Origin of the sequence: Paenibacillus sp. RS8 (genome assembly GCF_041956825.1) — a bacterium.
In the GTDB taxonomy this organism is placed as follows: domain Bacteria; phylum Bacillota; class Bacilli; order Paenibacillales; family Paenibacillaceae; genus Paenibacillus_AQ.
The window spans coordinates 1,793,489-1,809,696 of sequence record NZ_CP168131.1 but is presented as its reverse complement, the minus strand read 5'-3'; the positions used below and the strand labels follow the sequence as shown (position 1 = coordinate 1,809,696).

Below are 16,208 nucleotides of genomic sequence, written 5' to 3'. Positions count from 1 at the left end.
GTGATATTATATCACACAGATGTAACGAAAAAGCATAGTATTGTAAAATCAATTTAAAACTATGTTAAATTTATTAACGTGTGAAGAAAGACCTAAGTCATGTTTTAATTTAATAGATCAAGAGTCTCTAGACATACAAAAAAACACATCTTATACAGATGCGTCCTAAAATAATCACTAATTTAAAGTCTAGATGCGTCGAATCCTGGTCTCATGATATCTTTCTCAAGACCCACGCATGATAGCTGTAAGCCCAAAACAAATAGCAGTAACTAAAGATAAAGGTATCATCACAAGCCTTTCTTTTTTACTGTCCGATAATAAATTCATAACGGTATTGAGAATTAAATAGACTGCGAAAAAATAACATACGCCTCTATCAAACGGTAAACCAATTGAAATCACATGACCTGCCTGTAGCAAGTACAAGATTGCAAGTAGTTGTATGACTACTGAAATTGCACATGCCACCCTCATCTGTGAAGGCATGATTCTATGTTTGCCTCCCATCGCAAATTCACCATAAGGTAATCCCAATGTTAGTAGTATGTAAAAAACCGCTGCTCCCGCAAAAATAAAACTTCCAATCCATGCCGATAACATCCTTCCACCCCCATGCTAATTGGTATTCAGGTTTTATAAGCGGAAGAACACCTTTTTTTCCTTTTAATCTATCTATTGTCCTCTTTCTAGCCATTCTCTTAAATATAAGATCCCAAATGAAAATCGATGACCTTAGCATTGTCCCAGTCTGAGATGGATATTTATGTATAGCCTCTCTTCATCAATTTTTTGGACTTTCTTTTCCAATTTATGATGAACCAGCACAAGCAACACCAGAATATCTGAGTAATATAGAATTAAATAGACCAATGAGGTGATCCACGTATGTCAAACAGAGCAAAGATTCGCAAGCGAGCTGAACAGCTCAAGGGTAGACCCGTGTGTGTTACGCTTCATGATGGACGCACGTATGTAGGATGGATAACTGGCCTCGATAAGGATGGATTGACCCTGTCCAAACCACGTAAAAATAAAAGTAAAAATAGAAAGTCAAAAAGACACACTCACTCCCGCCAGAAGGCGAATGTATCTGGACTCATGCCGTTATTTGGCTCACTGTTCGGAATGGGAGGAGGAGCTGCGGGGGCTGCCGAGGCTGCAGGTTCAGGCGCTTCAGGATTCGGTAGAATTATGGGCTTCGTAGGGATGATCCAAAGAACAATGCCGGTTGTGAAAATGGGCTACAATATGATTAAATCGATTTCCCCATTCTTGAATGGACTGAAGGGTTTAATGGGATAGTCAAAAGACACCCCTCAAGGTGTCTTTTTATTTATCCTCATGAACTTATCAGATTCTTCAAAAGCCTTCCCGCAGATTTTACCCGTGGGCGCTTTAAATGCTCCTGTACATAGCGATAGTCCGTCAATTCAACATTAGCATCACGAATCGCATAGGTAAAATCATCATCAAAAGGTAGATGGTATTCCCAGACTCGCTTCTCCCAATGTGGTATATTTGCAAGCATCCACTGATCGTCTATTCCGGGATGAATATAGGTTTCACTAACACCATCAGGTAGCGAATACATCTTGGCGATAATGGATTGTTTGAAGCTATCGTACGTCTCACCCTCTTCCACACCAAAAGGATGCGACAACAAGTAATCAGGAATCGGGACTCCAAATGTATCGGCCAGCCCGGATCCAAGTGCAACAGGACGTTCAATATTTTTCAGCGATCCCAGAAGAGGATCTTCTGCATGGATGTATCGGAAGAATCTTGACGGCAACCCCCAGCGCGAAATTCTCCACAGCGTCTGCGGTAGCAAACTGCGTCCCGTTTCCATGCCATATAAGCTACCCATATGATTGTCTACATGACTAATCACTATTCCTGCTTGCTTCACTCGCTCGTACTGCGCAACAATCTCCTTCAGCACAGCTTTTGTCTGCGCCCCCTGCTCGAACTCTTTTACCGTCTTATACTGATGTCCACTCTCGTCGTGCAGAGAAGAATCCCCCGTCAGGCTACTCCAGCGTAAAGCCTCGAACTCACTAGTCAACGTCAAATGAAGGCCCACATTTTGTTGTTGCCTACGGCTACACCATGCAGCAGCCTCCTCGAATCCAGGAGCTACTGCCATAATCGTCGTTGAGGATACCTTCTGCTCTTCTAATAGATGCATAATTGCCTGATTCATGGCAGGGCTTTGCCCAAAATCATCACAATTGATGATTAATCTTCTGCTCATAGTCAGCATCACCTCTCATTTGCCCCGTAAATGTAAATTTAATTGTAAAAGATATGACAACAGATATAGCTAGCAGACATAACGGTACCACACTTATTAAATACCGGAACGTCGCTTCCGGATCAGACCCTGGATCATCGCCACCCTTATAACCAAAGATCATCCCTACAATAAAAAAGGCCAGTGCCGAGATTAATCCGCTTGAACGAGTGATGAATCCGCTTACTGCAGTATAGATACCCTCTCTTCTCAGCCCTGTCTTCTCTGCATCTTCATCAATGATTTTGCCACCTACGATCGCCGGGGTTACTAGAAACCCTGCTAGTCCGAAGCCGACAACAATGCCAGCGGCCACACCACTCACGAGATCATACCCGAACCATAGCGGAATGACAGATAAAGCATATAGGATAAGCGATAGCCGCCATGCCTTGACCCCATCCATCTTACGAATAATCCAATACCACACGAACACTAATGGAATGACTGAGACAAAGACAGCCGCGAGCATAATAGACACCTGTGCTTCTGAAATATGTAGAACATATTTTGCATAAAAGGGAATCATCGAGCTTACAAGTCCATTAACCGTTTGGGCAAAAGAGTTCGAAATATTAAACACCCAGAACTTCTTATTCCGTATCGTCTCCCGAAAAGCAGGAATGAGCTTCAAAGGTTCGGTCTTAGTAGTCTCTTTCTTCTCTTGGACATTCATCATACATAAGAACATAAACACACCGAAGACACAGGCATACACAATAGCCATATTAGAGAAGTTAATTGCTGCGAAAAGGATTGGCGTTAGAGCCGTACCGATTAACAGAGCAACCACTTGATAGCCTTGCTGAATCGCCGAGGCTTTTGCCCGAATACGATCTCCACGGAAGAGCTCCGGAAGCAGTGCGCCATAGTTCACCCACAAGACCGTAGCGACAGCCTCATAGAAAATAAGCGTCACTAGAAACCAAGTGAAGAGTCCATTCTCGGATAAACCGCCAGGAGGAGAGAATACCAGCACAAACGCCAGCATAAACAGCGGAATCGAGCCGAACACCCAGGGTCTACGCCGACCATAGCGGGTATTTGTGCGGTCTGACCAGTATCCAAACAGCGGATTATTCACCGCATCCCAGATCAGAAAGATTGTTCTGGCCAGTGTAGCAAGTCCAATGCCCAAGCCCAATTTCTCCACATAAAAATAACTGTAAAAAGAACTAAAAGCCTGACTGGGAACCATCATCGCAAACATCCCTAAAGCAAAGGTGTACGGCGAGTTCATCCATTTATGCTTCACTCACATACCTCCCATATAGTAATCATCTAGTTGTAATATATTACCACATATACTGGGAGTTTAGTGACAAATTTGCTTCAATCCAATGCGTTTCCTCATCACAAAAGGAGGGATAACCTCGGATGTTTACACCGATCAAAAAAGTGCTCAGTAGTATAAACTACCAAGCACTTTCCTTCTTCCACTATAAAACGTCTTTCAGCTTGTTCCGACTCTGAGCATCCAAAGTGGAATAATCACGAATTTCGCATCTTTTTCCGTTAACGTCAGTCAGAATGATTCGATGAAGGCTTGGGTATTGCATATGCTCATGCAGGTTACGCATCACGATACGGGTCTGACCCAGATTCGTCTGCAGCTCCCAAATCCACATATCTGCCTTCTGTTTGATGGAATCAATTCGGGTCACAACCGGTAAAAAGTATCGCAGCTGCAATTCTTTGTCCACTTCCCCGCGACTTTCCTCATCCAGCTGATCAATGTCACGAATGACACCGATCTCCTCACTCTTAGAGTTACGTACAGAAATATACTGGGTGTTGTATTGAAAAGGAAAGATACGAAAAAGAATTAGTTCTTCATAAACCTTACCTTCCACTACGCCTTGAAATACCCCGCCTTGACTACGACTAAAGGAGATCGCACCCGGTTCGAAAATATTAATTTCATAGGGATCTTTATCTTTATCTTTATCTTTATCTTTATCTTTAGCATTCGATTGACCACTGACGCTGATTGGATCACTCATGCACTTCTACCCCCTTGATCTGGGACATTTCTTTCTGTGCTTCGACCAGTTTGAAGTAAGCCCCTTCTACTGCTAGCAATTCTTCATGCGTACCCACCTCAATAATCTTGCCGCGTTCCAGCACGACGAGCCGATTGGCATTTCTTAAAGTGGACAAGCGATGAGCAATGGCGAATGTCGTTCTGCCTTTGACCAGACGCGAAATCGCTTCTTGAATTTGCCGCTCAGTCACTGTATCCACTGAAGCCGTTGCTTCGTCCAGAATTAGAATCCGCGGATCGTGAATTATTGCTCGGGCAATAGACACTCGCTGCTTCTCCCCTCCGGATAACTTATGCCCACGTTCTCCTACCCTTGTGTCATAGCCATCAGGTAGCTGAACGATGAAGTCATGTGCATTGGCAATTTTAGCAGCACGCATAATTTCTAGCTCTGTGGCGTCCGGTTTAGAATAAGCGATATTCTCAGCAATCGTGCCGTCAAACAGGAATGTCTCCTGCAGCACTACACCGATCTGGCTCCGCAGGTCAGACTGACTAATATTACGGATATCCACCCCATCGATGGTGATAGTCCCCTCGTCTGTGTCATAGAATCGGCAAATCATGTTGATGAAGGTCGACTTCCCAGCACCTGAATGCCCAACCAGACCGATCATTTCTCCTGCACCCACTTTTAAATCCACGTTCTTGAGCACAGGATGATGCTTTTCGTATCCATAAGTGACCTGTTTAAACTCTACCTCACCACTGACACGACCAATATCCGCTGGGTTCGTAGTATCAGGCACATCGGATGGTGTATCCATAATTTCGAATACCCGATCGGCTGCCGAAATCGCATGACTGGCCCAATTGATCATTTGACTTACCCACTGCAAAGGTCCGAGGAGCATTCCCAGGTAAGTAACCAAAGCGATTAGTGTACCAATGGATAATTGCCCATCAAGCACCGTTCTGCCGCCATAATACCAAATTAACAGCGTACCTACACCAGCAACTAATGCAAAGGCGGGAAACATTCCCTGCCACAAGCCTTCAATCCGGATGTTGTGCCGCACCAATTCCTTATTAGCGACAGTATAACGTGACATTTCTGTAGTTTCCTGTCCAAATGCTTTAACTACACGAATGCCCTGCAAAGAATCGCCTACCAAAGCATTTAGTCTGAAAATAGATCTCCACTGCTGATACCAACGTCTACCAATCATTGGCCATAATACAGTCGATAGTACGACCATGAGCGGCATAGGCAGCATGGCTAGCAGTGTTAGCTTCCAATCCATACTAAACATAATCGCGAAGATTGCGATTACCCTCAAGGATTCGCCAGAGACCCATATCACACCATCTGTCATGAATTGCCGCATCGCCTCAGAGTCATTATTGACCCGTCCAATGAATTGCGAAGACTGTCTTCGATCGAAGAAAGATAACGACAATTTCATCAAGGAATGATACACATCATGACGCAGATCACCCATAATTTTGGAACCAATCCATACCCCGATAAGCCCACGTACAGTCTGCATTAGCGTAACCACCAGAGATGTGGCAGCAAGCCCAATGACTATCCATAGAAGCGTTGAGCCCATGTCCTTTTTTGTTAACACGTTATCAACAATCATCTTCGTCAAAAAAGGTGGAACAAGCTCTACCAATGTAGTGAAAATCAACATAATCGCTGCTGCGATCATTTGGATTTTATACGGCTTAGCGTAACTTAGCATCCGAAACAGAACCTTGCCATTACTTTTACATACCGGACAAGCTTGAGAATCGTCCGGAAGCGGATTGCGGCACTTTGGGCAATGTCTTGGAAATTCTTTTTCAGAAGCCGTTGGCCGCTCCTCCCCTTTAGCTACAGCAGCAATTAATTTAGACGCAAATCCAAATATAGAAGTAAGTGATGCGGTATAACGTATAAGAATCATTGGACCCTCTTTAGTATCGACAAGCAACGAACCGCCGCCTACCCCGCCTACAACTCGGGAATCGGTTATGCTCGAAACAAATAGCTTCGACACCAATTTCCCATCCGTCCCCCAAACGGAAAGCTCCTTCTCAGTCAATACAAGCCACTGCTCACCGAATTGTCCATCTTTCATTAAATCAGATACAAAGTGAAATAACGGTTGTTCCGTAAGCTGCATTTCTATAGACTTGGGAAGTTTATCAATATGTGGCATACATTTCTCCCCTTTCATTATCCATCCTATTTACTCACATATATTTACAGTGGTAAAGATGAAAGAATGACTATAATTGTTTTATATAGTTACTTGGACAACACAAAAAAGACACCCCTAAGGGTGTCTTTTTCATTACTTCCTATGGTACTGGCTATGCTTATTTCAATGGCTTCCATACCCAGTTCTCTACTTCTGGCAGATCAATACCTTCTTCACGAATGAACTGGTGATGCTTCTTCACGATAGCGTCCATTTCATCTGCGATGGCTTTATGCTTATCCCCATCAGGCAAGCTCAGCACAACTTCCTTCGCTAGATCAAAACGGTCCATTTGATTCAAGACACGCATATCGAAAGGTGTTGTGATATCACCATTCTCACGGTACCCGTGTACGTGAAGGTTATGGTTATGACGATCAAAGAACAAGTCTTTAATCAGACCTTCATACCCGTGGAAGGCGAAAATAACCGGTTTGTCCTTTGTGAAAAATTGATCAAACTCTTCGTCAGATAAACCACGAGGATCTAATTTTTGACTTCTCAGTCTCAATAAGTCCACCACATTGATATATCTAATCTTAAGTGCTGGAAGTTTCTCATGCAGGATAGAGATTGCCGCTAAGCTTTCAATAGTTGGTTCTGTACCAGCAGAAGCAACAACAACATCCGGCTCTCCACCTTGATCGGTGCTTGCCCAGTCAATGATCTTCAAGCCTTTTTCAACCAGCTCCTGTGCTTCATCTGCATTAAACCATTGCGGACGCGGATGTTTGGATGAAACGATCAGGTTGATTTTTTGACGGTCATTTAAGACGGTGTCAAAGACAGCCAGCAAGGAGTTCGCATCGGCAGGTAAATACTCACGGATAAATTCAGGCTTCTTATCAGCCAAGTGACCTAACAGACCTGGATCTTGGTGAGTATAACCATTGTGGTCTTGTTGGAATACAGTTGAAGTTGCCACCACATTTAAGGATGGGATATCTGCACGCCAGCTTTGATCTGTTGCTTTACGCAGCCATTTAAAATGCTGAGTAATCATAGAATCAACTACACGCAAGAAAGCTTCATAACTCGCAAAGAAACCGTGACGTCCAGTCAAAACATATCCTTCAAGTAAGCCTTCTGCTTGATGTTCAGACAATTGAGAATCAATTACACGTCCATAAGATGAGAGGAACTCATCATTTGGTTCTTTAATTTGATCCAGCCATTGTCGTTTAGTTACTTCAAAGACAGGTCCCAGACGGTTGGACATCGTTTCATCCGGTCCGAAAATTCTAAAGTTACGGTTCTCTTCATTAAGGGAGATTACATCTTTCATGTATTTACCCAGCACAGCCATATCTTGTGCAATAACTTGGCCTGGCACAGCATTATCAAGTGCAAAGTTACGATAATCTGGCAATTTCAAATCTTTAATGAGGTTACCGGCGTTGGTAACAGGATTCATTCCCATACGTCGGTTGCCTGTAGGCAGAATTTCAGCAATTTCAGCTTTCAAACGGCCATTGTCGTCAAATAATTCTTCCGGTCTATAGCTATTCAACCACTCCAGTAACGCTGGTGCGTGTTTCATATTTTTTTGGTCCACTGGAATTGGCACCTGATGGGCGCGGAATGAATTTTCATTTGGTACACCGTCCCATTGCTTTGGACCTGTCCATCCCTTAGGAGAGCGGAAGACCAGCATTGGCCAAACCGGACGAGTAAGATCATTGTTCTCACGTGCATTCTTTTGAATCGCTTCAATTCTTTCTACGATAGTATCCAGCACCTTTGCCATTTCTGGATGCATAAGATCAGGATTTTCACCTTCAACAAAGAACGGTTCCCAACCCATCCCTTTAAAGTATGCGGTAATTTCTTCTTTTGATTGACGGGATAGGATCGTTGGATTACTGATTTTGAAACCATTCAAGTGTAAGATCGGCAGAACCGCACCATCAGTAACCGGATTGATGAATCTGTTGGAGAACCATGAAGCAGCTAGTGGTCCAGTTTCAGCCTCGCCATCACCAATCACAACAGCCGAAATCAGATCCGGGTTATCCAATATGGCACCGACACCGTGAGAAAGAGAATAACCCAACTCGCCGCCTTCATGGATAGAACCAGGTGTTTCTGGGGCGGCATGAGAAGCAATGCCCCCTGGGAATGAGAATTGTTTGAACAATTTTTTCATCCCTGGAATATCTTGCGTGATTTCCGGATAAATTTCCGTGTAACTACCGTCCAGATAAGAATTTGAAACCATAACCTGACCACCATGACCAGGCCCCTCAATATAGAACATGTTCAAGTCATATTTAGTAATGACCCTATTCAAATGGGCATAAATAAAATTTTGGCCAGGAATGGTTCCCCAGTGTCCGATAGGCTTAATTTTTACATCTGCATCCTTCAACGGTTCCTTTAACAACGGATTATCTTTTAAGTACAGTTGACCTACGGATATGTAGTTCGTCGCACGCCAATAGGCATCCAGCTTTTCTAAATAAGTTTTTGATGAGTAATCAACATCCATGGATAATACCATTTCTTCCACTCCCCAAAATTTTTTATGTTTTTTTCAGTACCGTATTACTTCCACAAGTACATCATACCGCCGCGCAAAATTAATTCAACCTTTTAAACAAATGATACGGTCCAATTATGTGAAAATATGAACATAGTATGAAAAACGGAGTAAATTCACTGTAAAAAAGCTTGTATATTTTAATATTTGTAAAATATAGGAACTATTTTCGAAGAGCTCATGCTGGAGGACTTAATTCTATTTTGTTCAAAACAAAAAAAATAAGACCGAGAAAAATTCCCCAGTCTTACTTTTAGTCAACCGATACAAAGGTATTAAATTTTAAGAATTTGTAGTGGAATCGCATGTGCGAAAATTCAAAAGGCGTGCCATTATCCAAGAAGAAAATCCCCTCCATAATACTAACAGGCTCATTCTTCTCTAAATTCAGCAGTTCTTGATCATTGGAATCCGACGGCTCTGCAGATATGGATAAAAAGGATTTGGTAACCGCTAAATTGCGCGAATCCTCCAAATAATTAAAAATAGATCCTTCGATAATCGTCTGATTCAAATTTTGTACGATTTTTATGGGGATATACCCTGTTTCAATCATAAAGGGTTCATCTTCAAAGAGACGAAGTCGAACGATTTTGTAAACAAAGTCATGAGGCCCTAAAAACAAATCCCGCTGTAACTCTTCTGTTGGTGGGATAACCTCAAATTTCAATACTTTGATTTTAGGTTTCTTGCCATGCATATGAAAATTGTCGGTGACCCCTAAATTAGAGCCTTCGTAATTAAAAATAGATTCATTTTTTATGTATAACGGGTTAATAAAGGTTCCTGAACCACGTTTTTTAAAAATAATGCCGGCATTCGCCATTTTAGTCAGAGCACTTTTAATGGAACTCCGACTCACTTGATAAGTCTCACTGAGACTCCGTTCATCCGGTAATTTCATATCAGGAAACTGCCCAGCAAAGATTTTCATTTTTAGATCATCAATAATTTGCTTGTAGACAAACTGTGTCATGAAGTACTCCTTTTAAGGTTAATACATGTTTATTTCACTCTTTACTATAACATAATAACTAAGCAGTTTATACGATTGCACTCATGACTTATTAATCAACCGGATGGATCGGATTGTTGGAATCTGTTCGTTATTTTCGGCGGCGGATGTTCATGCGATTATACATCACTAAACCGGCGATAACCATGCCCAGCGTACCTATACTACTCGCTACATCAGTCTGAAGACCAAACAAAATACATACGTTAGTAACCAAGCTTCTCGTAAGCAGGGCGACAATAATTAGCATGATCGGACGCCAAAAGTTATATCTTCTCATTTCAGTAACACTCCCTAACCCATTTTTCTCAAGCGCTTAACCTTATTAATCTATAAGTATTATAGCATAAGTAAGTAACCGCATACATTTTACGCAAAGATAACGTGAATTCATATGTTTCGATCTAATTAGAACATAATTCAGTATTCAAGGCTCGTCTTTGTTCGACTTTAGGTATAGACTTATCATTTTTTACGGATTATAATAACAAACGAACACCAAAAGACGAACATTAAGGCGGAAATCATGACAGAATATATGCAAATATTCCTAGGTACTTCATTTTCAAGCAAATCACCGAAGGAAATTCAAATTTTAAAAGACCACCTCTACTGCATTAATACAGATGGGATGATAGAAAAGATCGTTTCACCAGAGGAACCCGACTATCAACTTTTACTAGATTCTTATCAAGATCAAGATAACTTCCATCGATTAGCTGAAGGTCAGTATTTTTTGCCTGGCTTTATCGACTTGCATGTTCATGCCCCGCAGTGGGCTCAATCCGGTACTGCGTTAGACATTCCACTCTATGATTGGTTAAATACGTACACCTTCCCATTGGAGTCTAAATTTTCAGACCTGGATTTTGCAAAAAAGATCTACGATGACGTGGTTGATACTCTACTCGCGAACGGAACCACTACAGCTCTTTATTTTGCAACGGTGCATAAAGAAGCCAGCTTATTATTAGCCCAAATCTGTGCAGAAAAAGGACAGCGGGGACTCATTGGAAAAGTGGTAATGGACGATCCTCAAGGGAATCCAGAAAACTATCGCGACACTGACACCGACACCGCACTTAAAGATACAGAAGAATTTATTCTAGCGGTAAAAGAACTAGCCAAATCTACTAAGCAAGGCGTTTATCCAGTAGTGACACCTAGGTTCATCCCAAGCTGCACAAATGAGGCTTTGCAAGGTTTAGGGGACTTAGCCGCAAAATACGATACTCATATTCAATCGCATTGTAGTGAAAGTGATTGGGCGCACGGTTATGTACAAGAACGATTCCAGAAGAACGATGCTTTTGCCTTGCATGATTTCGGTCTGCTCCGTGATAAATCTGTCATGGCACATTGCAATTTTTTAGATGAAGACGATGTAGATTTATTTGCGGAGACAGGAACAGCTATTGCGCATTGTCCAATATCAAACGCTTATTTTGCCAATAGTGTCATCCCTATCGCTCACTTTCATTCCAAGGGTGTGGAGATTGGTTTAGGGTCTGATATTTCCGGAGGTTTTTCACCTAGTCTCTTCGATAACATAAGACAAGCTGTAATGTCTTCACGAATGCTAGAGGATGGCGTTAATCCTTCTCTTCCTGCACAAGAGCGTGGTTTACTAGGATCTCGGATTAAGATTGATGAATCTTTCTATCTTGCTACCGCTGGCGGTGGTAAAAGTTTAAGCTTACCTATCGGTCGGATACTAGAAGGCTATACATGGGATGTTCAAATTATCGATACGAAAATACCATCGGCTAGATTGCCTATCTTTGATGGGAATGAAGATTTACACGACGTGTTTCAAAAAATGATGTATCTAGCTCGACCTGAGAATATCCGTGAAGTCTGGGTACAGGGTAACAAGGTTCATTCACGTTAAGGATCGATAAAACTAGAAAATATAAGGTGGGCATCTGAGTGGAAACACAAGCAAACGTGCAAGATCAAGCACCATTAAAGTCACAACTATTAACCGTTCTACCCGATGAAAAGGTTTCATTCAGTAAATCCATCATCCTAGGCTTCCAACATGTATTGGCAATGGACGTTTATGTGGTTCCTTTCCTAGTTGCAATGTTAATCGGCTTACAACCCAATCAGTCAAGCGCGTTGATTCAATCCACCTTTATTGCTGCTGGACTTGCAACGATTGTGCAGACTTATTTCTGTATGAAGCTTCCGATCGCTCAAGGGCCTTCTTATGTTCCACTTGGTGCGATCGTCAGTATTTATGCAGCTAGTGGTGGCGGAGAGTTAGGTTGGAGTTCCGTGTTAGGTGCCAGTTTAATCGGTGCGATCCTGGTTATTATTCTGGGCTATGTCGGTATCTTTAATAAAATCGTTAAAAACTTTATCCCACCTATTGTAGGTGGTACGATCATATTCATAGTTGGTCTTTCTTTACTACCAGTTGCTATAAGAGACAATATCTATGGAGCCTCAGGCGCTTCCATCAACCAGAATGTATTATTAGCCCTTATTTCAGCGGGTACACTCCTTTTATTTGTAATTCTAGGTTCTATGTTCCGCAATAAAGGATCGATCTTCCGAATTATTTCCGTCATGATGGCGTTAGTAGTTGGATGTGTTGCTGCTAATATGATGGGTGTGTTAGACTTCTCAGCGATTAGCCAAGCGAATTGGTTTAGTATGCCGCGGATCGCTTTTGTGGATTTCGGATTTTCTTTCAACTTTTCTGCTATTATCACCATGGTCATTATTTATCTCGTGCTGCTTGCTGAAACAACTGGTACCTGGTTTGCTGTCAGCAACGTAATCAATAAACCTTTAACAGACGAGCATATTAACAAAGGTGTTATCGGTGAAGGAATTGGCTGTCTTATTGCTTCTGCTCTCGGATCAACACCTGTTACAGGCTATTCAACCAATGCAGGCATTATCTCCATCACGGGAGTTGCCTCCCGCCGGGTCTTTCTTGCAGTAGGAGGATGGTTTGTCCTCTTCGGTTGTTCTGGTAAATTAGCTGCTCTGATCTCTTCAATTCCATCCGCTGTAATCGGCGGCGTCTTCGCTATCGTCTGCGGGATTATCGCGATTAACGGTGTGCAGGTGATGAAGAACGTAACGATTGGCGAAAAAGAAATGTACATTATCGCAATACCGATGATTATAACGTTAGCTTTGGTACTCATTCCTAGCGATTACTTGCATTCCTTACCTTCATTCGTGCAATATTTGCTGGGCTCACCTATCCTAGCGGCTTCATTGGCTGCGATCTTATTGAATAAATTGTTGCCAAGTGGAAAATAGAAGAAACAAACGGACAAACGGACATCAATGATGTCCGTTTTTTCTGTTTTTTATCAACTTAAATCCTGACATTGCCTGCAAAATCCTTTATGATGATGTTTCTTCCAAAGATTTTAATTTCAAAAGTTTATATAAGGCTGTAACGTTTATAGCATTTTACGGATATATAACTTGAGGAGGTGAACGGATGCAGGACAACGGGGAATTATACAGGGAATATTCAACCCAAGTATATAAATTCGTTTTCAGTTTTTGTCATAATCATTTACTGGCTGAAGAAATCACCCAAGAAACCTTTTATAGAGCTATAAAGTCCATACACAAATATGATGGAACCTGCAAAGTATACGTATGGCTTTGTCAGATTGCTAAGCATGTGTGGTATCAGGAGCTGGACAAGCAGCACAAAAGGAAGACTCAAGAATTAGAAGACTCTGCTTTTTCAAACGAAAATTCAACAGAAACTCAATTCATTTTAGCTCAAGATAAAATGGAGTTATTTAAACAGCTTCATTTACTTGATCCCAATACCAAGGAAGTATTGTATCTGCGTTTGACCGGAGAATTCAGCTTTCGGGAAATTGGTGAAATTCTCGGAAGGGATGAGACTTGGGCAAGAGTTACCTTTTACCGCGGAAAACAAAAATTGATGAAAGGAAGATCTTCATGAAATGCGAGATCATTCAGGATTTATTGCCCTCCTATATTGAAAAGCTAACCTCTGTACATAGCAACGAAGAGATTGAAAAACATCTGCAAACCTGTGAAAGCTGCCTTCAGTCCTATAACGAAATGACCGCAACAGCAGATCTAATTGTGCCTATTGTTGATAAAGAAGAAGTTAACAAACTTAATTATTTTAAAAAGGTCAAATCAAAAAATATAAAGACGCTCGCCTTTTCCATTTTAACGGTAATCCTACTGGCTGCTGCTCTTATTGGACTTTTTGTAATTGGTTTCCCTGTATCCTCTAAAGATGTGACCATCGATTATCAGAAGACAAAGACTCATCTGGAGGTTCATCTAACTTTGCAAAATGGTAAAGACTTGGTGTTCTCAGGAAAAACTAAATTTATCCGCGATGAAAATAATAATGTGATTGGTTCCGTAACTAGGTATACCCCTAGGGGCTTGATTCACAATCCCTTTGATGATGTAGGGAAAAAAGTTATGTTGGGGACGGAGATTCAAACCGATCTGGATTTCCCAAACAAGTTTATTCTTGAATTCAAAGATAAAACTATGACGTTCATTAATGGTGTTTTGGTGGAGTAGACATCGCAGTTAAACGAAAAAAGACACCCTTTAAGGTGTCTTTTCTCTTCGAATCATTCAGAATTAGTTGCTATATGATCAGCAAGCCCTTTTGCTGCAGCATAACCTGAACTCCAAGCCCACTGCAGGTTGTATCCACCACAGTCTCCATCTACATCCATGACCTCACCCGCAAAATAGAGCCCGGGAACAAGCCTGGATTCCATCGTTTCTTGGTTGATGTCCATTGTATCGATGCCTCCGGCTGTAGTTTGCGCGAAAGTAAAGTTATTGGTACCTATGACTGTGAATTCCCAATGCTTCATGATTCGATAAATTATTTTTTTCGTATTCCACATTAAATCCTGACAAAGCAGGTTAGGCTGCTGATTGATGCCTGCTTCCTTCATTAATACAGGAATTAGCTTCTTGTTGATAATGCCGATAAAGGATTCCGCAACAGTCCGATGCCCGAATGTACCCCAGTGCATTTCCAGAAAATCAATTACTTCTTCGCCACTGCGGTTCGGCATTAAATCGACCGATATCACCACAGACTTCTCTTCAGCTAAGTTATAAGAGGCAACTCGACTAAGCTGGAGAATGGCTGGACCGGAAATACCATAGTCGGTGAAAAGAATCTCGCCATATTCGCTGCGGATCGTTTGACCGTCCACCATGATATGGGCCATTCCCTCGAACTTGACACCTGACAATGCCTTTAGATGCGGATAATCCAGCTTCAATTGAACAATGGCCGGCAAAGGCTCAATAAGCGTGTGCCCTAAACGTTGAGCCAGGGTGTACCCGGAACCGTCTGTTCCCGTTTTCGGAGCGGTAAGACCGCCTGTACATAGAAAAAGATAATTACTGGTTAATACAACCTGCTCCTCCGACTCTGTCTGGCAAACAATCCTAAAACGTGGATGATCCATCGACACAGTAACATCCAATACCTTATGATTAAAATACACAGGCACATTCCGATCCTTCAAAGCAAGCTGGAAAATATCCAACACAGAGCCAGCCTGCAGTGACATCGGATACATCCGACCATCCTCCAAGCTTGTTAGCGGAAGTCCGAGCATGTTAAAAAAGTCGATGGTTTGTTGGATACCAAATTGCTGCAACGCAGACAATGGGAAGTCAGGCTGAGTACTGTGATACTTATATAATAAAGCAATCGTCTCCTCCGGCTCCATCGTTGTAGAATTATTCGTAATGTTACAGCGACCGTTTCCTGTCGTTAATATCTTTTTGCCAATCCGGCCGTTGCCCTCCAATATAGCTGCATCAATACCAAAGTCACTCGCAGTAATGGCAGCCATTAACCCTGCAGCGCCCCATAAACAGCTTGTGATGATTACTTTGAAACTCTCTCATGATGTTAGATTCACCCTATTTGAAATAGTGAATAAATATTATAACATAGTGACTAGTAAATCCTCCAATCAATACTCCGATCCCGCTTAGCCTCCCTCCAATCTATAGAAACTATCAGTAAAATTACTTACTTTAATATAAAAAGACACCCTTTAGGGTGTCTTCTCTGGAAGATATATTGACTGTAGTAAGTGAGATTAAAAAAA

At 41.9% G+C, this 16,208-nt stretch carries 14 protein-coding genes; 5 read left to right on the top strand and 9 right to left on the bottom strand.

Annotated features, from left to right (window positions below; all coding sequences use genetic code 11):
• Positions 1 to 225 precede the first annotated feature (225 nt).
• Complete coding sequence (locus ACDZ28_RS09420) at positions 226 to 603, bottom strand: hypothetical protein (RefSeq protein WP_375104503.1); 378 nt, start codon at positions 601 to 603, stop codon at positions 226 to 228.
• A 285-nt stretch (positions 604 to 888) separates the two neighbouring features.
• Between ACDZ28_RS09420 and ACDZ28_RS09415 the strand changes: the two genes are divergently transcribed.
• Complete coding sequence (locus tag ACDZ28_RS09415; protein ID WP_042123381.1) at positions 889 to 1,305, top strand: hypothetical protein; 417 nt, start codon at positions 889 to 891, stop codon at positions 1,303 to 1,305.
• A gap of 37 nt (positions 1,306 to 1,342) precedes the next feature.
• Here the strand turns inward: ACDZ28_RS09415 and ACDZ28_RS09410 are convergent, their stop codons facing one another.
• The 7 genes from ACDZ28_RS09410 to ACDZ28_RS09380 all read right to left on the bottom strand — a co-directional run bounded on the left by ACDZ28_RS09410 (position 1,343) and on the right by ACDZ28_RS09380 (position 10,363).
• Positions 1,343 to 2,257 (bottom strand): polysaccharide deacetylase family protein, encoded by a 915-nt coding sequence (locus tag ACDZ28_RS09410; RefSeq protein ID WP_042123379.1) that lies wholly within the window; start codon positions 2,255 to 2,257, stop codon positions 1,343 to 1,345.
• Positions 2,229 to 3,551 (bottom strand): MFS transporter, encoded by a 1,323-nt coding sequence (locus ACDZ28_RS09405; protein WP_042123377.1) that lies wholly within the window; start codon positions 3,549 to 3,551, stop codon positions 2,229 to 2,231. The genes ACDZ28_RS09410 and ACDZ28_RS09405 overlap by 29 nt, the downstream gene beginning before the upstream one ends.
• Positions 3,552 to 3,735: 184 nt before the next feature.
• Entirely contained in the window at positions 3,736 to 4,299 is a 564-nt protein-coding gene (locus ACDZ28_RS09400; protein WP_375104502.1) for a DUF1854 domain-containing protein, read from the bottom strand.
• Positions 4,292 to 6,487, bottom strand: coding sequence for an ABC transporter ATP-binding protein (locus tag ACDZ28_RS09395; protein WP_156114703.1), 2,196 nt, complete (start codon positions 6,485 to 6,487; stop codon positions 4,292 to 4,294). The genes ACDZ28_RS09400 and ACDZ28_RS09395 overlap by 8 nt, the downstream gene beginning before the upstream one ends.
• A gap of 160 nt (positions 6,488 to 6,647) precedes the next feature.
• Positions 6,648 to 9,029 carry a phosphoketolase gene (locus ACDZ28_RS09390; protein WP_375104501.1) on the bottom strand — a complete coding sequence of 794 codons (2,382 nt, stop codon included), beginning with the start codon at positions 9,027 to 9,029 and terminating at the stop codon, positions 6,648 to 6,650.
• A 292-nt stretch (positions 9,030 to 9,321) separates the two neighbouring features.
• Complete coding sequence (locus ACDZ28_RS09385; protein ID WP_042123374.1) at positions 9,322 to 10,044, bottom strand: GntR family transcriptional regulator; 723 nt, start codon at positions 10,042 to 10,044, stop codon at positions 9,322 to 9,324.
• Between the two features lie 130 nt (positions 10,045 to 10,174).
• Positions 10,175 to 10,363: a hypothetical protein gene (locus tag ACDZ28_RS09380; RefSeq protein WP_042123373.1), complete on the bottom strand. Its 189-nt coding sequence runs from the start codon at positions 10,361 to 10,363 to the stop codon at positions 10,175 to 10,177.
• Positions 10,364 to 10,609: 246 nt separating this feature from the next.
• On the opposite strand from ACDZ28_RS09380, the gene guaD reads away from it, so the two are divergent.
• From guaD to ACDZ28_RS09360, 4 genes are all read left to right on the top strand, one after another.
• Complete coding sequence (gene guaD, locus ACDZ28_RS09375) at positions 10,610 to 11,974, top strand: guanine deaminase (protein WP_375104500.1); 1,365 nt, start codon at positions 10,610 to 10,612, stop codon at positions 11,972 to 11,974.
• A gap of 38 nt (positions 11,975 to 12,012) precedes the next feature.
• Entirely contained in the window at positions 12,013 to 13,365 is a 1,353-nt protein-coding gene (locus tag ACDZ28_RS09370) for a uracil-xanthine permease family protein (protein ID WP_042123370.1), read from the top strand.
• Between the two features lie 187 nt (positions 13,366 to 13,552).
• Complete coding sequence (locus tag ACDZ28_RS09365; RefSeq protein ID WP_375104499.1) at positions 13,553 to 14,035, top strand: RNA polymerase sigma factor; 483 nt, start codon at positions 13,553 to 13,555, stop codon at positions 14,033 to 14,035.
• Positions 14,032 to 14,640, top strand: coding sequence for a zf-HC2 domain-containing protein (locus ACDZ28_RS09360; protein ID WP_375104498.1), 609 nt, complete (start codon positions 14,032 to 14,034; stop codon positions 14,638 to 14,640). Before ACDZ28_RS09365 ends, ACDZ28_RS09360 begins: the two co-directional genes overlap by 4 nt.
• Before the next feature lie 53 nt (positions 14,641 to 14,693).
• Here ACDZ28_RS09360 and ACDZ28_RS09355 read toward each other — a convergent pair whose 3' ends face one another.
• Positions 14,694 to 15,980, bottom strand: coding sequence for an NAD(P)/FAD-dependent oxidoreductase (locus ACDZ28_RS09355; RefSeq protein WP_375105328.1), 1,287 nt, complete (start codon positions 15,978 to 15,980; stop codon positions 14,694 to 14,696).
• Positions 15,981 to 16,208 lie beyond the last annotated feature (228 nt).

Excerpts from the sequence above, each read along its gene's own strand:
- ACDZ28_RS09420 (WP_375104503.1), bottom strand. The coding sequence starts at position 603 with ATGTTATCGGCATGGATTGGAAGTTTTATTTTTGCGGGAGCAGCGGTT.
- ACDZ28_RS09415 (WP_042123381.1), top strand. The coding sequence starts at position 889 with ATGTCAAACAGAGCAAAGATTCGCAAGCGAGCTGAACAGCTCAAGGGT.
- ACDZ28_RS09410 (WP_042123379.1), bottom strand. The coding sequence starts at position 2,257 with ATGAGCAGAAGATTAATCATCAATTGTGATGATTTTGGGCAAAGCCCT.
- ACDZ28_RS09400 (WP_375104502.1), bottom strand. The coding sequence starts at position 4,299 with ATGAGTGATCCAATCAGCGTCAGTGGTCAATCGAATGCTAAAGATAAA.
- ACDZ28_RS09395 (WP_156114703.1), bottom strand. The coding sequence starts at position 6,487 with ATGCCACATATTGATAAACTTCCCAAGTCTATAGAAATGCAGCTTACG.
- ACDZ28_RS09390 (WP_375104501.1), bottom strand. The coding sequence starts at position 9,029 with ATGGTATTATCCATGGATGTTGATTACTCATCAAAAACTTATTTAGAA.
- ACDZ28_RS09385 (WP_042123374.1), bottom strand. The coding sequence starts at position 10,044 with ATGACACAGTTTGTCTACAAGCAAATTATTGATGATCTAAAAATGAAA.
- ACDZ28_RS09380 (WP_042123373.1), bottom strand. The coding sequence starts at position 10,363 with ATGAGAAGATATAACTTTTGGCGTCCGATCATGCTAATTATTGTCGCC.
- guaD (WP_375104500.1), top strand. The coding sequence starts at position 10,610 with ATGACAGAATATATGCAAATATTCCTAGGTACTTCATTTTCAAGCAAA.
- ACDZ28_RS09365 (WP_375104499.1), top strand. The coding sequence starts at position 13,553 with ATGCAGGACAACGGGGAATTATACAGGGAATATTCAACCCAAGTATAT.
- ACDZ28_RS09360 (WP_375104498.1), top strand. The coding sequence starts at position 14,032 with ATGAAATGCGAGATCATTCAGGATTTATTGCCCTCCTATATTGAAAAG.